This window comes from Winogradskyella pulchriflava (assembly GCF_042434315.1).
GTDB classification, from domain to species: Bacteria; Bacteroidota; Bacteroidia; order Flavobacteriales; family Flavobacteriaceae; genus Winogradskyella; species Winogradskyella pulchriflava.
Genome location: NZ_JBHLTQ010000005.1, coordinates 456,105 through 474,224 on the forward strand (window position 1 = coordinate 456,105; position 18,120 = coordinate 474,224).

The window sequence follows — 18,120 nt, forward strand, 5'->3', positions numbered from 1 at the left end:
TTATCACTGTATAACTTAAAACAGCACGTCTTGGACTTCTTTTAAACTATCGTCATTATCCAATAATATCATTAAGATATCATTAGCTTCAATAACTGTAGCGCCTCCAGGACGCACATATTTACCATCTCGTTTTATCATTATAATAAATGCCGAACTTGGAAAATGCAAATCTACAATTCTTTTATCTACTGCAGGACTATCTGGCAGAATTGTAATTTCCTCCATTGCCGACTTAGGTAAATTAAGGATATATCTATCATTTTGTTCTACAGGCATTAATTTTTCTGGTAATGCTACATTGAGCCATTTTGCAAAAATGGATAAGGTTGTACCTTGAATTAAAACCGATGTCACGGAAATAAAAAACACAATATTAAAGATGATATTGGCTTTATCTATACCTGCTAAAAGCGGATACGTAGCAAACACAATTGGCACTGCTCCACGCAAACCTACCCACGAAATATAAAAACGTCTACGTAATTTCATTTTGAAAAACATAAGACTTAAAAACACTCCAACTGGTCTTGCTACCACAATAAGGAATACGGAAATCAGTAATCCAATACCCATATAAGGAATAATCTGAGAAGGAAACACCAGTAAGCCCAAAGTAAGGAACAATACAATTTGCATTAACCATGCAATACCATCAAACATTTTTAAGATGGTTGATTTATGAATTAAATCCTGGTTACCTAAGTACACAGCACAGATATAAATGGCCAAAAAGCCATTTCCTCCTACAAAGTTTGTTGCCGAAAATGTGATAAACATCAGTGCAATGACTAAAACTGGGTAAAGTCCTTCAAAACCAAGTTGAATTCTATTTATAATGAGTTTGCTTAGTTTGCCAAAACCAAAGCCTGCAATACCACCAAAAATCATTTGTTGTAAAAACAACGGAATAATAGACGCTAAACCTTGATCTTGATTAATCACCAAGGTTAAAAATGCCAAGGTAAGCACATAAGCCATTGGGTCGTTACTACCACTTTCTAACTCTAGTGTTGGTCTTAGATTATTCTTTAATGCCAGGTTTTTAGAACGTAAAATCGAAAAAACCGCAGCTGCATCTGTGGAAGACACAATAGAACCCAACAACATACTTTCATAAATGGTAAAATCTGTAACGTACCAAACAAAGGTACCCAATGACACTGCTGTGAGTAAAACTCCCAACGTAGAAAGCATTATACCTTCCCTAAGAATGGGTTTTACAGCTTTAAAATTGGTATCTAAACCACCTGAAAACAATATAAAATTAAGGGATACAATACCTATAAACTGTGCGAGTTTAGGATCATCAAAACGAATGCCTCCAATACCATCAGAACCAGCCAACATACCTATAGCCAAAAAGAGAATAAGTGTTGGCACACCAAATTTATAAGAGGTCTTACCAACTATTATACTTATAAAAAGTAATAGCGAGCCTACTAATAGTATGTTTTCGGTGGTTAAATTCATTAGTGTTTGCCTTGTTTTTAGACAGCGCAAATTTAAGTCTTTTATAAAAAGATAATGAATTAGTTTACTTAAAAGAAGTTTAAAGTTTTAGTCTGTAGATTAGCACATTACTTATTAAATACTGCCAAGTTAAAAATCCGCAGGACACAAGTGCAATTAACTGGCGTAAACAAAAATCCTTGCGGATTTACAGAAATAGATTAAACCTAGCAATTACATATAGCCATTATTACATACCTTTTTTACTGTTGGTATGCACCTGATGAATATGTTAATTCGTAACTGTGGGTATAAATTTCGAATACGATACCAAATGGATCCTCTACATAAACCATTTTATAAGGCTTTTCGTTAGGATAGTATTCTCGTATTGGCATTCTCTGTTTGCCGCCAGCTTCTACTATTCTTTTAGTTAAATTTTCGATGTCTGGATCTTGAACACAAAAGTGGAAAAGTCCTGTATTGAAAGGGTTAAATTCCGGTGCTTCTTTTTTGCCATGTGGAAACGAAAAAAGTTCAATTCCAATACCGTCTGATGTTGACATGTGAGCAATATCAAATTCTTCCCAATCGTCACCAAATACATCAATACACATTTGCCCTATTGCTGTATCGTTTTCCTTTTTAACTTTTGATGGTTTCATAATTACATACCATCCCATAACTTCTTCATAAAACTCAACGGCTTTATTAATGTTAGGTACTGTAATTCCTATATGCGAAAATGATTTTGGATAATTTTTATCAGTTGTCATAAGTTATATTTTATATTGCAATATTAATCTATATTTGCCTAGTTGGCAATAACTTACTAAAAAGTGGTATAGTTACTTAAAAGAGTAAAATAATGATAATCAATAATATAAAGTTTAAATTTTGAATAAAGAAATTAGTTGTCCTCTAAATTACACAATGAATTTAATAGGGACAAAATGGAAGCCTTTAATTTTATTTCATTTATTAGAAGGAGGTTTGCGTTCAGGAATATTACAAAAGAAAATTCTAGGGATTTCAAATAAAATGTTTACACAAACAGTAAGAGATTTAGAAAAAGATGGACTTATATCTAGAAAAGTTTTTCCTGTAGTTCCTCCTAAAGTGGAATACAGATTAACGACTAGAGGGAAATCACTTGAGAATATTTTAAGAAGTTTGGATAAATGGGGTTTGGAAGATTGTCAAAATTAATTAAAAGCGCTCGATTTTAAGCTTGTTGGCAAAGATCTCGTATATGAGCCGTAGCGGATTTTTATATGCTATTTCTTCGGTTTTACTCAGATTATAAATATACAAAAAAGCCATTGGTTAAGAATTAACTCAGCTATGGCTCATATACAATGTTGGCAGTAATGTTTTAATTACTTCCTACTCATAGAATAGAATTCTTTTTTTATTCTTTTCTATTCGCCTTTTATGATTGATTCGTATTTATTCCAGTGGACAATAATTGCCCAAATATTAATAGCAAATAGTATTAATGCGATTCCAATTCCTGATAGGTCGTGTACTAAATGATGAACAAATATTCCTACCATGACAGGAAGAATTACTATTGCTCCCAATGCTCTTGTTTTTGGGATTGCCATTAAAGCACCTCCAATGATTTCAATAATTGCTACAAGCGGAAAAATCCATTTAATTGTCATAAATCCGCCCATAATTTGCATCATTTCTTCAGACATTTCGGGCATAGGCATATAGTTGAAGAATTTGTTTAATCCTGAATTAATCATCATTAATCCGAATAGAATACATAAAGCTGTAAAAATCTTGTTTTTCATTTTTAAATTGTTGCTATTAATAATATGGCAAAATTAACTATTTTTGATTACCAATAGTAATCAACTACCTTTAGGTAATCAGTTACTTTAAGGTAATCATTAAATTAGTAGAGATGAAGAAAAAGGAACATAAAGAGTGTATGTCCGCTTTGTTACCTGTAAGGGACACTTTAGATGTAATAGGTGGAAAATGGAAACTTTTAATCTTAATTTCAATTTGGGAAGGAAACAAGCACTTTAGGGAAATAGAGCGAAGTATTCCAAAGTTAAGTACCAAAGTATTGTCAAAGGAATTGAAAGATTTGGAAGAAAATCAGTTGATTACAAGAACTGTTTTAAATGGTTTTCCTGTCAGAACAGAATATATGCCTACAGAGCATTCCAAAACGCTGGAAAAGGTCATTTTTGAATTGCATAATTGGGGTATCAATCACAGAAAGAAAATCTTTGGAGATAAGTCATACACAAATAATTCAGTTCGTGCATAGTGTGAATTCGGATTACATTACTCCCAACGGTCTTGTGTATGATTTCGTTGCGTGTTTCAGCAACTAAATTAGCAAACAAATCACAGATAGAAAATTCCAGCGGAATTTTCGTAAGTCGGCAGTGAACTAGCAATTAATTATACGCTTTGTTGTGTGTAGTTTTTATTTTTTTATTATCTAATTATTCTTTTTAAGATTAATTTATTAGATGACAATTCCAAAATTTCATATTCGGTAGTACTGAACTTCCCGAATTTTATTGTTAAAATACTATGTTCTTTATCAAAAGTCCAATTTCCACCTAAATATCGATTAGAGCTTCTGTCATTTCCACATTTTCTTGAATTACCAGAAAGTTGCTTACTCATTTTTCCGTCTGCTGAAAATTTCATAATTCCTTCATCATAACTTTTTTTTGTATTTGATGTTTTATAAAGAACTAAAAGACTGTGATTCAATTTTGAAGTATATTTCCAAGTTCCAGTTAGGTAATTTATATTTAATTCAGTCGTAGTTCGCTTCATCTCGTTTGAGTTAAAACTGATACTGATAAATAAAAAAAGTGAAATTATTTTTGTCATTCTATGTTATTCGCAAATATTGAGCCAAATTACACACAACAACTGAATATAGTCAATAACTATATCCACACGATACCAACCACTAAACTAAAACATAAAATCCACAAAACCAATACGTAATACTACGTATTTTGTCTATAGTGAGGCTACATTTTGCTTTGCTTCTTCAAACTCGGTTACCATAGCATTTACAATCTCGGCTACAGGTTTTACATCGTGGATTAAGCCTGCTATTTGCCCAATTTCTAGTTCGCCATCGTCTAGATCGCCTTCAAACATGCCACGTTTGGCTCTGGCTCTGCCTAAAAGTTCTTTGAGTTGTTCTGGTGTTGGTGCGGTTTTATACAGTTCTTGTATCTCGTTGTAGAATTTGTTTTTAATCAATCGTACTGGTGCTAATTCTTTTAAGGTGAGTTGTGTATCTCCTTCTTTAGCATCGACCACAACTTGCTTAAAGGCTTGGTGTGCTGAGGATTCTTCACTAGCTACAAAACGGCTACCAACCTGCACTCCATCGGCTCCTAAAACCATACAGGCCAACATGGCTTTTCCTGTGGCAATGCCTCCTGCTGCAATTAGTGGGATTTGCAAATGCTCTTTTACCATTGGGATTAAGGTGAGTGTTGTGGTTTCATCGCGTCCGTTATGGCCTCCTGCCTCAAAACCTTCGGCAACTACAGCATCTACTCCAGCCTCTTGTGCTTTTAGAGCAAACTTTACACTACTTACCACATGCACTACGGTTATCCCTTTGTCCTGTAACCATTTGGTCCAGGTTTTTGGATTTCCGGCAGAAGTGAACACAATTTTTACATCTTCTTCTACAATGATATTCATAATTTCCTCAATGTTTGGATATAGCATTGGCACATTTACTCCAAACGGTTTGTCGGTTGCTGCTTTGCATTTTTGGATGTGTTCTCTTAAAACTTCTGGATACATTGAGCCAGCTCCAATTAAACCCAAAATCCCTGAATTACTTGCTGCTGACGCTAGTCGCCAACCACTGTTCCAGATCATTCCTGCTTGTATGATTGGGTATTTTATATTGAAAAGGTTTGTGATTCTGTTCGTCATGAATTTAAAAATTTATCAGGTAAAGTTATGTAAAAAGATGCTGAATCAAGTTCTGCATAACAAGGAAATGTTTTTATGAAATTTGACAATTAGCTTTGCTAAGTTCTACTTTGTCTCGTGTCGATTGAATTTCATGATTGAAAATGTTTTCGATACGATTTTTTATGTTTCAAATTCACTCAAACTGACAGCTGAAACTTAAATTACTGCTTTATCAGTTTGAAGGTTTTTGTAGTTGACTCAGAAGATACTTGCATGACATATAATCCTGTTGATAATCCTTCAACATTTATGGCATTATGTGTTGCATTAAGTTTGGTTCTTAAAACCTCTTGACCTAACTGGTTATTGAGCGTAATTGTATAGTCAATATTAGAAATCAAGCTAAAATTTAATTGCGTTGTAACTGGGTTAGGATAAAAGTTAAAACTGTCTATTTGTTCTTCACCTAGTCCTAAACTCCTTGCCAAATCCAAGTCTGGAATACCATAACCCAACAAATCGTCTGGTGTTGTGTATTGTGAAGCCGATTGCCTAACAAGATCCATCACTTCAGTTGGTGTTGTATCTGGAATTGCTTCCCATAACGATGCAATACCTCCGCATAAAATTGGAGCACTTAATGATGTGCCATTATTTTGGTTAATGTTATTATCCTCATCCACAACATAAGCCAATCCACCTCTAGCTACGACATCTGGTTTTTGATAACCAACTTGTGCTGCTCCACCTTGTGAACTAAACGATACATAATCTCCATTATCATCTACTCCACCAACGGTGAGCACATCTGGTGAATCTGCAGGCGCACCAACGGTTTGCCAAGCTGTAGCACCTGAATTTCCCGCACTAACAACTATCAAAATGCCTTTTTCTGCTGCAATGGACGCTCCTTTTGTGATGTAAGCCACTTGACCATTCATATCTGCAGGAGTATAATCGTAATTGGGATTATCAAACACACGGTAACCTAAAGAGGTATTTATTATGTCCACTCCCAAACTATCAGCGCGTTCAGCCGCTTCAACCCAGTAACTTTCTTCTACTGGATTTTCGCTGGTTGCATCTTCTGTTATAAACAAATAGTACGATGCATCTGGTGCTGTACCAACAAATTCGTCTTGTATAAAAGCTGCCATAGTACTCAATACTCGTGTGCCATGCGAACTTGCTGTGTTGGCATAGACATCTGCATTTCGGGTCACAAAATCGTAACCATCTAGCAAGTCTCCATTGGTACGCAAACGCTGAAATGCAGCCATTGTATTGACATTAGGAAAGCCAGAATCTAAAACCGCAATGGTAATGTTTTCTCCTGTATAATCTAAAAGGTGAAGATTGTCTGCATTAATCATCTCAACCTGGTTTTGGGTATCACCATAAGTAAAATCCACAAGTTGATCTTCTATTTTGGTTTTATTGTTAACTACTGAAGCACGCGATGGAGCATCTAAATTGTTATTGGCAAAATCAATGCTATCTACATAAGCTAATGCGCTTAACGCATTGATATCGGTTTCTGTTCCTCTCACGTGTACAGCATTAAACCATTTTGATTTTGCTAAAACCGTAATGCCTGTTTGGGTTTTTAAATTGGCAATATAAGGCTCGTGAACAGGCACATCTCTGGCATCTATTGCAACACCATGATTTTGCTTTCGGTCTATGGCTTTTTGGGTTAGAATTGAAATAGGATTAGCCAAAGCTGTCGCTTCGTTTGGCTTGTCAGTAAGGTAAACCCAAGCATCTTCTTGAGCGTAGCTGTTTATTGTGATGAGGAGCAATAAAAGCATGGTGATTTTACTTATCATAGCTTTGCTTTTAGTGCAAGTTAAGGATTTGTTGGGAATTCTTAAATGTTCACAATACATCTAAGGAACAAAATGTTTGTAATGCCTTCTCGATACATCCCGACAATTGCTGTCGGGACACTCGAAGTGACGTTATACTTTACTAAGAAATAACTCCTGAACCTAATAATTCTTCACCATTGTACCACGCTACAAACTGACCTTCGGTAATGGCAGATTGTTTGTTTGCAAATTCTACGTAGAGTCCTGAACTGACTTTATAAAGTGTTGCTTTTTCTAATGGTTGACGATATCTAATTCTTGCCATAACCTCTAGAGTTTCGCCATCATTTAGTGCCAAATCCTCACGAATCCAATGCAATTCGTCATTGCTTACAAATAGCACATTACGCAATAAACCAGGATGATTTTTGCCTTGACCAGTGTAAATTACATTTTCCTTAACGTCTGTATCGATAACAAAAAGCGGCTCCGTAGTACCACCTACAGCTAAGCCTTTACGCTGACCTTTAGTAAAATAATGCGCTCCTTGATGTTTACCAACAACTTTCCCGTCTGAAATAGCATACTCAGGTTTTTTGGCAAAAAATGCCAATTCGTTTTCTTTTGAATTGAATTCTGGAATGGCTTGGTTATAAACTTCAAAGGAATCCTCAACCTCAACAATGACACCTTCTTTGGGTTTTAATTGTTGTTGCAAAAAGTCTGGTAATCTTACTTTACCTATAAAACATAAACCTTGCGAATCTTTCTTTTCGGCAGTGATTAAATCTTGTGCTTTAGCAATTTCCCTAACTTCAGGTTTGGTTAATTCACCTATTGGAAATAAGGCTTTTGCCAATTGTGCTTGTGACAGCTGACATAAAAAGTACGATTGGTCTTTGTTGTTATCGACACCAGCTAATAGTTGATGGATTTCTTTACCATCAGTTTCAATAGTAGCTTTTCTGCAATAGTGACCCGTAGCAACATAATCTGCGCCCAATTCCATAGCGATATCCATAAAGACATCGAATTTTATTTCGCGATTACACAGCACATCTGGATTTGGTGTACGTCCTTTTTCGTATTCGTTAAACATATAGTCCACAATACGCTCTTTGTATTGTACACTGAGATCAACCGTTTGAAACGGAATGCCCAACTTATCTGCCACTAACATAGCGTCATTGCTGTCTTCTAACCAAGGACATTCATCTGAAATGGTTACGGAATCATCGTGCCAGTTTTTCATAAACAGGCCAATAACCTCATAGCCTTGCTCCTTTAAAAGATAGGCTGCAACGCTAGAATCTACTCCTCCTGAAAGTCCTACTATAACACGTTTCATGTTTATTTCCTACGTCCGCTTGTCTCCAAAGCTTTAGCGGAGGCGCAAGGCATTTTTTTTATTAATATATTAAAACCCATCCCTAGCCCTTCCCTGAAAGGGAACTCGAATGAATTACTTTTTTGTCTGAAAAACTTCGGCAAAATTACAAAATAAAAAAGGTAATCGCGTTAGGATTACCATTTCAAAATTCTATTATCAGTATAGCTTAAAACTATTCGTATTTTTTAATAACCTTTTGCTTGGTATGGTCTATTTCCTTGGTGATTTTACCGTTTTTGTAATATTTCCAAATTCCAGCTTTCATGTCCTTTTCATAATCACCTTCAGAGATGATATTTCCATCAGGATCGTAGTTAATGGTTTTACCGTTTAATAAGTCGTCTTTGTAATGCGACTGACGCAGCGGTTTGCCACTTTTGTAAAACCATTTGCAGACACCATTTAGTTTTCCATCTTCATAAAAAGTCTGTTCTGCTATCTTTCCACTCTCGTAAAAAACGGTACGTTCACCTTCCAGATTGCCTTTGTCATTAAAGTTTTCGGTAATCATTATCTGAGAAGTGTTTTTATGATAATATACCCACTCGCCTATATATAGCTTACCGTTCATTTTTCCTTTACTAATTATCTTTTTCTTTGAGGTATAAAAAATGACTTCGGCAATACTATCCTTATCATTAAAAACTTTAGTTGCGCTCAACACACTCTTTCCATTAGACAAGGTGTAATATTTAAACGTGTCTATTTCCTTACCATGCCTAAAGTTTCCTTTATAGCGTATTTGATCTGTTTTGTGATAATTTTTAGTCCACAAACCGTGACGTTTGCCGTCTTTATCAAATTGATTGACTGCATTTTGTGCATTAACAGTTGTTAAAATTAATGTTAAAATAAAAAAGAAATAAACTTTTTGTTTAATCATTTTGTAAATTTGTTAAACAAACTAATAAAAGTTTGAAAATGTTGAACAATTTTAAAAACTCAAAAAAATGAAAATTATTTCAAAAACACTCAAATTACTAGCAGTATTTTTACTTATGGCGTCAGTTACTGCTTGTAGTGATGACGACAGTTCAAATAGTAGTCAAATTACAACTGTTGTGGATATCGCTTTGCAAAACAACTTAACGTCTTTGGCAGCAGCTCTTCAGGCTACAGATTTAGTAACAACCTTACAAGGTGAAGGTCCATTTACGGTATTTGCTCCCTCAAATGCTGCATTTGCTCAACTTTTAAACGCTACTGGATTAGATTTGAATAATCTTTCATCTGAAGAAGAAGATTTAGTTAGAAACATTTTGTTAAATCATGTTATAATTGGTAGTACTATAACATCATCTTCATTAATAAGTTCTGGTTCGGGTTATGCAAATACAGCTGCAGTTGGTCCAAACGGTGAAAATTTAAGTCTTTATTACACTACTACTACTGGTGTAATGATAAATGGAATGTCTACAGTAACTAATGCAGACTATTTAGCTTCAAATGGTGTTCTTCATATTGTAGATACGGTAATTGACTTACCAACTATTGCAACATTTGCCACAACAAATCCTGCTCTAAGCAACTTGGTAAGTGCTTTACAATTAGCAGACTCTGGTTCGCCAACCGTACCATACATTTCTACGGTATCTAATGCCGAAGCTGGTCCGTTTACGGTTTTCGCACCCTCAAATGAAGCTTTCGCTGCGTTATTATTAGAATTAGATCCTTCAGGAAATACAACATTAGCAGACCTAGATCCTGCAACAGTAGATGCTGTATTGACTTATCATATAGTAGGTGCAAATGTACAATCTGATGAATTATCAACTGGTACAGTAGCTACAATTGGAGGTAATATTACTGCAGACACCAGTAATTTTACGTTAACAGACCCAAATGGAAGAGTAAGTAATATTATAACATCTTTAGTGGATATTCAATCTATGAATGGTGTTGTACATGTGATTGATAGAGTTATACTACCACTACAATCTGAAGATTAATGAAAAAGAAAGCTTTAAGGGTGATTACCTTAATTAATTAGTAAGTAAAAAAGCCGTAAGAAATATTTTCAAACGGCTTTTTTCATTTTATATATTATAAAAAATTATTTTTTTCTTCGCTGTTGCGCCTTCTTTTGTTGCTCTGCTTGCTCCATCATTTCAGCCATTTTCTTCTGAAACTTATTTTGCTTTTTAGGCTTGCTTTTACTCACTTCAATCTTAGCAAGTACTTTATCTTCGTCAATGATGTAGTTTTTAATCACTAACATAATACCAATACTAATTAGGTTAGAAATGAAGTAATACAAACTTAATCCAGAAGCATAATTATTAAAGAACACCAACATTAATAATGGCGAGAAGTAAATCATATACTTCATCATTTTACCCATATCTGGCATACCTTCTTGTGTTGGCTGTGTTGCCATTTGTTGACCTGTCGTCATCTTCATATAGAAGAAGATAGCAATTGCTGCTAATATTGGGAATAATGCTACGTGGTCTCCATAAAAAGGAATATTAAATGGTAACTCTGCTATAGAATCATAAGAACTTAAATCGTCTGCCCAAAGGAAGCTTTTTTGTCTTAAATCAAAAGCTGTTGGGAAAAACATAAACAAAGCGTAGAATACAGGTATCTGCATTAAACCAGGTAAACAACCACTCAACGGACTAGCTCCTGCTTTATTCTGCAATGCCATTGTTTCTTGCTGTGCTTTTAATTTGTTGTCTTTATACTTTTCTCTAATCGCATCTAACTCTGGCTTTAAGATTTTCATTTTAGCCTGAGATAAAAACTGCTTGTACTGCACAAATGACAACATGATTTTTACCAAAATAGTCATCACTATAATAGCAATACCATAAGGAAGAAATCCACTTAAAAACCCGAATAAAGGAATGAATAAAGCTTTGTTAATCCAACCAAAAATTCCCCAGCCAAATGGAATGCTTTCTTCTAAATCCTTATCATAAGCTTTTAAAGTCTTAGCGTCTGTTGGTCCGTAGTACAATCCTAAATCCTTATTAATTTCTCCTCCGCTATACGCTAAAGGCATTTTAGAAGTATAAAGCTTGGTGAATAAAGTATCGACCTCTTCATCTTCAACCAAATTTGTAGATGTGATTTCCGCTTTTTTAAACGGACTATCATCCGTTACCAAAATAGAACTGAAGAAATGCTGTCTGTACGATAACCACTCTACATCTTCAATAGTCTCATCATCATCACCCATTTGCGACAATTTATCTACTCTGTCCTCATCATGCATATAGGTTAATCGTGTATAACGATTTTCGTAACTAATACTCTTAGCATGCCTTATGCCTTTTTGTTTCCAATCTAAAGTAATCGGTTGTGATGTATTGAAAACATTACTTAAGCCTTGTGATTTGATTGAAAAATCAATCATGTAATCATCAGGTTTTAGCTCGTATCTGTACTCTAAAAATTGAGATTCTGAAACCTTAAGTTTCATTGACACTACAGTGTTTTCCCCATTTTTAGAAACTGTTGGCTGAAACGGTAAATCTTGGGTATTAAGTGTTCTGTTGTCTGATGTTCCGAACGTAATATTAAAATTACTATTATTATCCTTTACCATATAAATAGGTACCGAATCGAAAGTGACAAACTTCTTTAATTTTACTTCTGCTAAATGCCCACCTTTATTGTTGAACCTTAGTTCAAACACATCAGTTTCTACTGTTGTCTGGCCATCTCCTGATGTTGGTTGGTTTAATGCATATGCAAACGCACCAACTTTATTCTCCGCAGCTACGCGTTGTGTAGAATCTAAAGTCTTAATATTAGTGTAATCCTGTGCTGTAGTTACAACAGCTTCATTTTGCTTGCTCTCTTTCTTTTCAGCTTCAACCTGCTCTTGCTCTGCCTTTTTTTGTGCCTCAATCTCTTCTGGAGTAGGACTATTTTGATACATCATAAATAACAGGATTCCGAAAATGAGGATAAATCCTATTATTGAGTTAATGTCTAGTTTCTTTTCTTCCATATTGTTTGCCGTGAAAACGGTAATCTGATTTCTTACTTAGTTTAGTTTTATCAAAAAAGCCTAGATTCTGAAACAAGTTCAGAATAACAAATTTAAAAGGCTTATCTGTTTTAATTGGACAACCCAAAAAGCTATCCAAAAATAGCATTTGTGCCAATGTGACACATTATTTTTTGTTTTTATATTTTAATGCTGCACTAACAAATGCCACAAAAAGTGGATGTGGATTAGCAACAGTACTCTTGTATTCAGGATGGTATTGTACACCAACAAACCAGTTATGGCTTGGTATTTCTATGATTTCTACAAGACCAGTTTCAGGATTTAATCCTGTAGCTTTCAATCCAGCTGCTTCAATTTGCGCTTTATAATCGTCATTAAATTCAAAACGATGTCTATGACGCTCTTTAATGTGCGACTTTCCATAGACTTTATACGCTATACTGCTTTCGTCTGTAATTTCACAATCCCAAGCACCCAAACGCATTGTTCCTCCTTTATTAACCACATTTTTTTGAGATTCCATTAAATTGATTACTGGATTCTTAGTGGTTTCATCCATTTCAATAGAATTGGCATCCTTAAGGTTTAATACATTTCTTGCATATTCTATAACTGCCATTTGCATACCCAAACAAATACCTAAGAATGGAATATTGTTTTCGCGAACATAACGTACGGCTTCAATTTTTCCTTCTATACCACGCTCACCAAAACCTGGTGCTACCAAAACACCATCTAAATGTTGTAGTTTGAACTCTATGTTATCTTCATTCAAATATTCAGAATGAATTGGCTCTACATTAACACTAACTTCATTTTCTGCACCTGCATGGATAAAGGCTTCGAGAATAGATTTATAGGAATCTTGAAGCTCTACGTATTTACCAATTAAGCCAATGGTTACTTCACTCTTCGGATTTTTGTGACGCTTTAAAAATTCATTCCAACGTCCTAAGTCTGGTACGTCGCTCTTTAGATTAAGTTTATCTAAAACTACTTTATCCAAACCTTCCTCGAGCATTAAATTTGGCACATCGTAAATAGTAGATGCATCAATAGATTGAATAACAGCTTCCTTCTTTACGTTACAAAAACGTGCCAACTTGGTTTTTAGACCATCGTGTAGCTCGTGTTCTGTTCTACATACCAAAATATCAGCATGTACTCCGCTTTCCATTAAGGTTTTAATACTGTGCTGAGTTGGTTTGGTTTTTAACTCACCAGCAGCAGATAAATAAGGAATTAAGGTTAAATGGATAACCAAAGCATTGTTTTCGCCTAAATCCCATTGTAATTGACGTACAGCCTCTATATAAGGTAAAGACTCAATATCACCAACGGTTCCACCAATTTCAGTAAGAATAATATCGTAATCACCAGAATTACCAAGAATTTGAATTCTGTGTTTAATTTCATCCGTAATATGTGGAATAACTTGTACTGTTTTTCCTAAAAATTCACCACGACGTTCTTTGTCTATAACACTTTGGTAAATTCTACCAGTTGTAACGTTATTTGCCTGAGATGTTGGCACGTTTAAAAAACGTTCGTAATGTCCCAGATCTAGATCGGTTTCGGCACCATCATCCGTAACGTAGCATTCGCCATGCTCGTATGGATTTAGTGTACCAGGATCTATGTTAATATATGGGTCTAATTTTTGGATGGTAGTTCTGTAACCTTGAGCTTGCAAGAGTTTGGCTAAAGAAGCTGCGATAATGCCCTTTCCAAGTGAGGAAGACACTCCGCCAGTTACAAAAATATACTTAGGGTTTGTGGTCATGATGCGTTGTTAAACGCAGGCAAATTTACAATAAAAAATGGCTTTAGTACAATTATAAAGTAAGGATAAATCAATTTTTTATTAAGATTCTGAAATAAATTCAGAATATATCTATTTTGAGTTTATAAAATTTTTCAACTAACTTCGTTAATGCTCGATTTAAACTATAAAACTTGGCAACTACAATGAAAAATCTGCTAAAAATTTTAGTCATAATAGCTATACTTGGATGTTCTTCATCTAAAAATTTGATTAACGAAAAACCTTACGTATATACTATAGAAAACTATGATGGCACACAAACTAAAGTAAAAAGCCATACCACAGGAAAATTATCCAATGAAAACTATGAAATCTTAAAAAGTCATTTATTAAATATTATTGACCACGATATTGATTTTGATAAAAAAATCATTATAAATTTCATAGACAATGATCCAACTATATACAGAAAGGGTTATAGAGTTCCTTGGGATATATTTTCTGGAAACATTAAAAAGAATTTAGATAAGATAGAGGAATGCAATCACTTTTGGATTATAAATAAAAGAGTTAAAGACTTGCATTATTATCACGGAAAGAAAATTAATTGGAAAGTAGATAAAAATAATGTCATTAGAAATTTCTTTTTTAAGAATGAAGGGCTCAATGGCGGTTTTTTAATTTTAAAACCCAATGGAGATTATTTCCTTAAAGTTGGTGAATATGGAAAATACGATGTGATATCAACGTATAAATTATTCTAAATAAAATAGACCTAACAGTGTACTTTTTAGCTTTAATGAAGTCTAAAAAACTAGAAAACACTTTACTGTTAATTTTAACGGTTGACTTTGTGAAAATTTTCGGTTAACTTCGTTAAGGTCTGATATGAGTCATTAAAACGGACTCATATCACTAAATTTGTGTGCAATTTTAAACAAGACTCAAATAACTTAATCAAATTATGGGATTCTCAAAATGGATTTTAAGAAACGGACCTGGTTCGCCTGGGCATACGGCAAGGGCAATTGTAAAATTGTACAAGCAAACTAATTTTGGAATTTCATCAAATGAAGAAAAATATTTTCAGATTTACGAGTTCAGAATATCAGTCCAAGACAAATTAAGAAATAGAGGTAGTTTATTGGCCGAATTTTATGATAGAATAGGCCAAATTATCAATGAGGAAGATATGCCTTTATTTGTTTTTTCGTTAGAATGTTTAGAAACAAAACAATTCCGATGGGGAGTAACAAATGATAATATTGATGATATTCTTAAAGTTATCAGAGAAGAAGTTGAAAAAATAGATAATTCTTTAGTTAAATTAAATTATCAAGATTACAGAAATAAAAGTATATATTTTTTAAATGAGGTTCTGGAATTTGCTAATTCATAATGAAATGAAACAGTATAAAATAAATTTCTGGTATATCCCATTACCAAAAGAGAAGCAATTTATAGAAAGTGATACTGCATTTTTAACTAGTGCTGTGTTTACTGAAACAACTAGTGATAATATTGACAGTTTTCATATCAAATTAAATGACATAGGGCTAAATTCAAAACACGGAGATTTCACAATAACTAGGAAAGATGGACTATGGCAGACTTGTGATATTGACGGAACTGAACTTAATTTTTTAAAAACCAATATCAGCTGGACATTAGAATTTTTAAGTTAATAAAAAAACAGCACACAACACTGGCTATAATCCATTGCTCGCTAAATGCTAAACCAAAAAACTGTATATTTAACTTGGCTTGATTCCTACTCCGAAAATCCTCGCGGATTTTCTCGTAACGGAATCATAGCCAAACCGTTAGCCACAATTTGAAAAACCATTATGAATAACGAACTCCACTTAAATCAATTAAACAGACTTCTTGAGAAATATCACCAATATAGAAGAACATCGGAATACAATGATTTGAGTGATAAGCCCAAAATAGATAGGCAAAGTTTAGTGACAAGTTCAATAGCCGCAATTCATAGAATCACTGGGGAAAATTCTACATACAGTAAAGAAATAAACAAAATTCAAGCATTAAATCCTTACTTACATAAGCATACTTCTGACATTTTAGGTGTAGTAAGTTCGTTAAAAGATGACATTGAGAATGGCTACTTACAAAGTTTGGTTGAACTAGTTCATTCAAATGTGTTTTCGGATTTTTTAGAAATGTCTAACCACTTAAACGAAACAGGATATAAAGATGCAGCAGCAGTTTTGGCAGGTTCAACATTAGAGAACCATTTAAAACAACTTGCTACAAAGCATAGTATTGATTTACTAGATGCAAAGGGAAATCCAAAAAAAGCAAGTAATATAAATGTAGAGCTTACAAAAGCGAATGTTTATGAAAAACTTGACAATAAAAATGTAACTGCTTGGCTCGATTTAAGAAATAAAGCTGCACACGGTAATTATGATGAATATAATTCAGAACAGGTAAAATTATTCATCTCAAGTATTCAAGATTTTATTACAAGACATAAAGCATAGAATGAGACGAAATTTTCTTTTGGAAATTAAAAAACTGTGGCTAACAATGTATAACCGTTAGAGAATCTCAAAAAAACTACCGCCTGAAATCCCGTTTAATCGTATAAATCAACTCTTCTAGTCCGTTGATTTTAATGTCGTGCATTTGGGTCATCATTCTACCCAATTTACCTTCAGGAAAGCCTTTTTGCTTAAACCAAGTGTAGTAGTATTCTGGAATATCTACTAAGTATTCACCTTTGTATTTTCCGAAGGGCATTTTGTAATGCGCTAGTTCTATCAAAGCTTTCTTGTCTGGTTGCATAAATTTTATTTGAAGACACTTCGACTGCGCTCAGTGTGACATTGGGAAATTATTGTGACTTGTATTCATCTAATTTTTTGAGCTCATCAGCAATAAACGATTCCCAATACCTTTGTGCTTCAACATTGATAGAATGGTTGGTCTGTGCGTCGTATTCTTTTTGGGTCTTCCCTAAGGCTTCATTGATTGCTGTATGCACCTGAGCCATTTGCTCTTTTATATTTTGGTTAACTACCAAACGCTCTAATTGTTGTTTAAACTTACGGACATACAATTCTGTGATATCAAAATGCAGTTGCTCGTGTCGTAAAATATGATCGTCTCCTCTATCCTTAATATACCACGATTTATTAGGATAAAAATGGGCTTCAACGGTTGTTGTAAATGCTATGATTCTTCTACCAGAAGTTTTAACGGAATATCCAAAAGTAATCCCTGAGGCTGTTAATGCTACAGCATCAGAATTTGGATCTGGACTTGCTTTAAAATCTGCCCAAGTGAGTTTCTGTGTTTCATTCCAAGACATGGTCTCTTCATTGGAAGTCATTCCAACAAAAAGAAAAACAACACAAACTATTACATATTTTAATTGCATTTATTGCCAGTTAAACGTGATATCCTTTTCGATATCTGGATGTAAACTATAATGCACAGGACAAGTGTTTGCAGTACGCTCTAAAATTTTTCTTGTTTTGTCATCTGCTTCAAAAGAAAAATTAAGAACGACTTCTATTTTAGAAATTCGTCTTGGATTGCTTGCCATAGTCTTGGTAACCTCTGCTGTGGTACCAGACATATTAACTCCCAAATCCCTTGCTTTAATTCCCATAACGGTTAGCATACAACTAGCCAATCCTGTAGCAACAGTGTCTGTAGGAGAAAACGCTTCACCTTTACCATTATTGTCTATTGGCGCGTCTGTAATAAAAGAATTATTGGATTTTACATGAACGCTTTCGGTTCTGAGATTGCCTAGATAAGTTACTTTTGATGTCAT

Annotated in this window: 20 protein-coding genes; 7 read left to right on the plus strand and 13 right to left on the minus strand. The window is 34.2% G+C overall.

Annotation, left to right across the window (positions count from 1 at the left end):
* Positions 1–15: 15 nt before the first annotated feature.
* On the minus strand, positions 16–1,473 hold the full coding sequence (locus ACFFGA_RS11420; RefSeq protein ID WP_386064041.1) for a potassium/proton antiporter: 1,458 nt from the start codon (positions 1,471–1,473) through the stop codon (positions 16–18).
* 242 nt (positions 1,474–1,715) lie between these two features.
* Positions 1,716–2,228, minus strand: coding sequence for a lactoylglutathione lyase family protein (locus ACFFGA_RS11425; protein WP_386064044.1), 513 nt, complete (start codon positions 2,226–2,228; stop codon positions 1,716–1,718).
* Between the two features lie 157 nt (positions 2,229–2,385).
* Between ACFFGA_RS11425 and ACFFGA_RS11430 the strand changes: the two genes are divergently transcribed.
* Positions 2,386–2,661 carry a winged helix-turn-helix transcriptional regulator gene (locus ACFFGA_RS11430; protein WP_386064351.1) on the plus strand — a complete coding sequence of 92 codons (276 nt, stop codon included), beginning with the start codon at positions 2,386–2,388 and terminating at the stop codon, positions 2,659–2,661.
* A gap of 212 nt (positions 2,662–2,873) precedes the next feature.
* Here the strand turns inward: ACFFGA_RS11430 and ACFFGA_RS11435 are convergent, their stop codons facing one another.
* Positions 2,874–3,254 (minus strand): DoxX family protein, encoded by a 381-nt coding sequence (locus tag ACFFGA_RS11435; protein WP_386064047.1) that lies wholly within the window; start codon positions 3,252–3,254, stop codon positions 2,874–2,876.
* A gap of 113 nt (positions 3,255–3,367) precedes the next feature.
* Between ACFFGA_RS11435 and ACFFGA_RS11440 the strand changes: the two genes are divergently transcribed.
* Positions 3,368–3,742, plus strand: a complete 375-nt coding sequence (locus ACFFGA_RS11440) for a winged helix-turn-helix transcriptional regulator (RefSeq protein WP_386064050.1) — start codon at positions 3,368–3,370, stop codon at positions 3,740–3,742.
* 173 nt (positions 3,743–3,915) lie between these two features.
* Here ACFFGA_RS11440 and ACFFGA_RS11445 read toward each other — a convergent pair whose 3' ends face one another.
* The 5 genes from ACFFGA_RS11445 to ACFFGA_RS11465 form a co-directional block, all read right to left on the minus strand.
* Positions 3,916–4,266: a lipocalin family protein gene (locus ACFFGA_RS11445; RefSeq protein ID WP_386064053.1), complete on the minus strand. Its 351-nt coding sequence runs from the start codon at positions 4,264–4,266 to the stop codon at positions 3,916–3,918.
* A gap of 192 nt (positions 4,267–4,458) precedes the next feature.
* On the minus strand, positions 4,459–5,400 hold the full coding sequence (locus tag ACFFGA_RS11450) for an NAD(P)H-dependent flavin oxidoreductase (protein ID WP_386064056.1): 942 nt from the start codon (positions 5,398–5,400) through the stop codon (positions 4,459–4,461).
* 203 nt (positions 5,401–5,603) lie between these two features.
* The gene (locus ACFFGA_RS11455) at positions 5,604–7,211 is read right to left on the minus strand and encodes a S8 family serine peptidase (protein WP_386064059.1); all 1,608 of its coding nucleotides are present in this window, start codon (positions 7,209–7,211) and stop codon (positions 5,604–5,606) included.
* 142 nt (positions 7,212–7,353) lie between these two features.
* Positions 7,354–8,541 (minus strand): tRNA 2-thiouridine(34) synthase MnmA, encoded by a 1,188-nt coding sequence (gene mnmA, locus ACFFGA_RS11460; protein ID WP_386064062.1) that lies wholly within the window; start codon positions 8,539–8,541, stop codon positions 7,354–7,356.
* A 214-nt stretch (positions 8,542–8,755) separates the two neighbouring features.
* Positions 8,756–9,466 (minus strand): toxin-antitoxin system YwqK family antitoxin, encoded by a 711-nt coding sequence (locus ACFFGA_RS11465; RefSeq protein WP_386064065.1) that lies wholly within the window; start codon positions 9,464–9,466, stop codon positions 8,756–8,758.
* A gap of 67 nt (positions 9,467–9,533) precedes the next feature.
* Between ACFFGA_RS11465 and ACFFGA_RS11470 the strand changes: the two genes are divergently transcribed.
* Positions 9,534–10,532 (plus strand): fasciclin domain-containing protein, encoded by a 999-nt coding sequence (locus ACFFGA_RS11470; protein WP_386064068.1) that lies wholly within the window; start codon positions 9,534–9,536, stop codon positions 10,530–10,532.
* Positions 10,533–10,636: 104 nt separating this feature from the next.
* On the opposite strand, the gene yidC is transcribed toward ACFFGA_RS11470, so the two are convergent.
* Together yidC and pyrG are read right to left on the minus strand one after the other, a co-directional pair.
* Positions 10,637–12,544 carry a membrane protein insertase YidC gene (gene yidC, locus ACFFGA_RS11475; RefSeq protein WP_386064071.1) on the minus strand — a complete coding sequence of 636 codons (1,908 nt, stop codon included), beginning with the start codon at positions 12,542–12,544 and terminating at the stop codon, positions 10,637–10,639.
* 166 nt (positions 12,545–12,710) lie between these two features.
* Complete coding sequence (gene pyrG, locus ACFFGA_RS11480) at positions 12,711–14,330, minus strand: CTP synthase (protein ID WP_386064073.1); 1,620 nt, start codon at positions 14,328–14,330, stop codon at positions 12,711–12,713.
* 185 nt (positions 14,331–14,515) lie between these two features.
* Between pyrG and ACFFGA_RS11485 the strand changes: the two genes are divergently transcribed.
* From ACFFGA_RS11485 to ACFFGA_RS11500, 4 genes are all read left to right on the plus strand, one after another.
* Positions 14,516–15,076, plus strand: a complete 561-nt coding sequence (locus ACFFGA_RS11485) for a hypothetical protein (protein WP_386064076.1) — start codon at positions 14,516–14,518, stop codon at positions 15,074–15,076.
* Positions 15,077–15,276: 200 nt separating this feature from the next.
* On the plus strand, positions 15,277–15,711 hold the full coding sequence (locus ACFFGA_RS11490; RefSeq protein WP_386064079.1) for a hypothetical protein: 435 nt from the start codon (positions 15,277–15,279) through the stop codon (positions 15,709–15,711).
* Between the two features lie 4 nt (positions 15,712–15,715).
* Positions 15,716–15,997 (plus strand): hypothetical protein, encoded by a 282-nt coding sequence (locus ACFFGA_RS11495; RefSeq protein WP_386064082.1) that lies wholly within the window; start codon positions 15,716–15,718, stop codon positions 15,995–15,997.
* A gap of 162 nt (positions 15,998–16,159) precedes the next feature.
* Complete coding sequence (locus ACFFGA_RS11500) at positions 16,160–16,819, plus strand: hypothetical protein (RefSeq protein WP_386064085.1); 660 nt, start codon at positions 16,160–16,162, stop codon at positions 16,817–16,819.
* Between the two features lie 76 nt (positions 16,820–16,895).
* On the opposite strand, the gene ACFFGA_RS11505 is transcribed toward ACFFGA_RS11500, so the two are convergent.
* The 3 genes from ACFFGA_RS11505 to ACFFGA_RS11515 are packed head-to-tail and all read right to left on the minus strand — an operon-like array spanning position 16,896 to position 18,120.
* Positions 16,896–17,123 (minus strand): DUF3820 family protein, encoded by a 228-nt coding sequence (locus tag ACFFGA_RS11505; RefSeq protein ID WP_386064086.1) that lies wholly within the window; start codon positions 17,121–17,123, stop codon positions 16,896–16,898.
* Between the two features lie 49 nt (positions 17,124–17,172).
* Entirely contained in the window at positions 17,173–17,718 is a 546-nt protein-coding gene (locus tag ACFFGA_RS11510) for a DUF922 domain-containing protein (protein ID WP_386064089.1), read from the minus strand.
* A complete protein-coding gene (locus tag ACFFGA_RS11515) occupies positions 17,719–18,120 on the minus strand; it encodes an OsmC family protein (RefSeq protein WP_386064092.1) in 402 nt (133 codons plus the stop codon).

Excerpts from the sequence above, each read along its gene's own strand:
- ACFFGA_RS11420 (WP_386064041.1), bottom strand. The coding sequence starts at position 1,473 with ATGAATTTAACCACCGAAAACATACTATTAGTAGGCTCGCTATTACTT.
- ACFFGA_RS11425 (WP_386064044.1), bottom strand. The coding sequence starts at position 2,228 with ATGACAACTGATAAAAATTATCCAAAATCATTTTCGCATATAGGAATT.
- ACFFGA_RS11430 (WP_386064351.1), top strand. The coding sequence starts at position 2,386 with ATGAATTTAATAGGGACAAAATGGAAGCCTTTAATTTTATTTCATTTA.
- ACFFGA_RS11435 (WP_386064047.1), bottom strand. The coding sequence starts at position 3,254 with ATGAAAAACAAGATTTTTACAGCTTTATGTATTCTATTCGGATTAATG.
- ACFFGA_RS11440 (WP_386064050.1), top strand. The coding sequence starts at position 3,368 with ATGAAGAAAAAGGAACATAAAGAGTGTATGTCCGCTTTGTTACCTGTA.
- ACFFGA_RS11445 (WP_386064053.1), bottom strand. The coding sequence starts at position 4,266 with ATGAAGCGAACTACGACTGAATTAAATATAAATTACCTAACTGGAACT.
- ACFFGA_RS11450 (WP_386064056.1), bottom strand. The coding sequence starts at position 5,400 with ATGACGAACAGAATCACAAACCTTTTCAATATAAAATACCCAATCATA.
- ACFFGA_RS11455 (WP_386064059.1), bottom strand. The coding sequence starts at position 7,211 with ATGATAAGTAAAATCACCATGCTTTTATTGCTCCTCATCACAATAAAC.
- mnmA (WP_386064062.1), bottom strand. The coding sequence starts at position 8,541 with ATGAAACGTGTTATAGTAGGACTTTCAGGAGGAGTAGATTCTAGCGTT.
- ACFFGA_RS11465 (WP_386064065.1), bottom strand. The coding sequence starts at position 9,466 with ATGATTAAACAAAAAGTTTATTTCTTTTTTATTTTAACATTAATTTTA.
- ACFFGA_RS11470 (WP_386064068.1), top strand. The coding sequence starts at position 9,534 with ATGAAAATTATTTCAAAAACACTCAAATTACTAGCAGTATTTTTACTT.
- yidC (WP_386064071.1), bottom strand. The coding sequence starts at position 12,544 with ATGGAAGAAAAGAAACTAGACATTAACTCAATAATAGGATTTATCCTC.
- pyrG (WP_386064073.1), bottom strand. The coding sequence starts at position 14,330 with ATGACCACAAACCCTAAGTATATTTTTGTAACTGGCGGAGTGTCTTCC.
- ACFFGA_RS11485 (WP_386064076.1), top strand. The coding sequence starts at position 14,516 with ATGAAAAATCTGCTAAAAATTTTAGTCATAATAGCTATACTTGGATGT.
- ACFFGA_RS11490 (WP_386064079.1), top strand. The coding sequence starts at position 15,277 with ATGGGATTCTCAAAATGGATTTTAAGAAACGGACCTGGTTCGCCTGGG.
- ACFFGA_RS11495 (WP_386064082.1), top strand. The coding sequence starts at position 15,716 with ATGAAACAGTATAAAATAAATTTCTGGTATATCCCATTACCAAAAGAG.
- ACFFGA_RS11500 (WP_386064085.1), top strand. The coding sequence starts at position 16,160 with ATGAATAACGAACTCCACTTAAATCAATTAAACAGACTTCTTGAGAAA.
- ACFFGA_RS11505 (WP_386064086.1), bottom strand. The coding sequence starts at position 17,123 with ATGCAACCAGACAAGAAAGCTTTGATAGAACTAGCGCATTACAAAATG.
- ACFFGA_RS11510 (WP_386064089.1), bottom strand. The coding sequence starts at position 17,718 with ATGCAATTAAAATATGTAATAGTTTGTGTTGTTTTTCTTTTTGTTGGA.
- ACFFGA_RS11515 (WP_386064092.1), bottom strand. The coding sequence starts at position 18,120 with ATGACATCAAAAGTAACTTATCTAGGCAATCTCAGAACCGAAAGCGTT.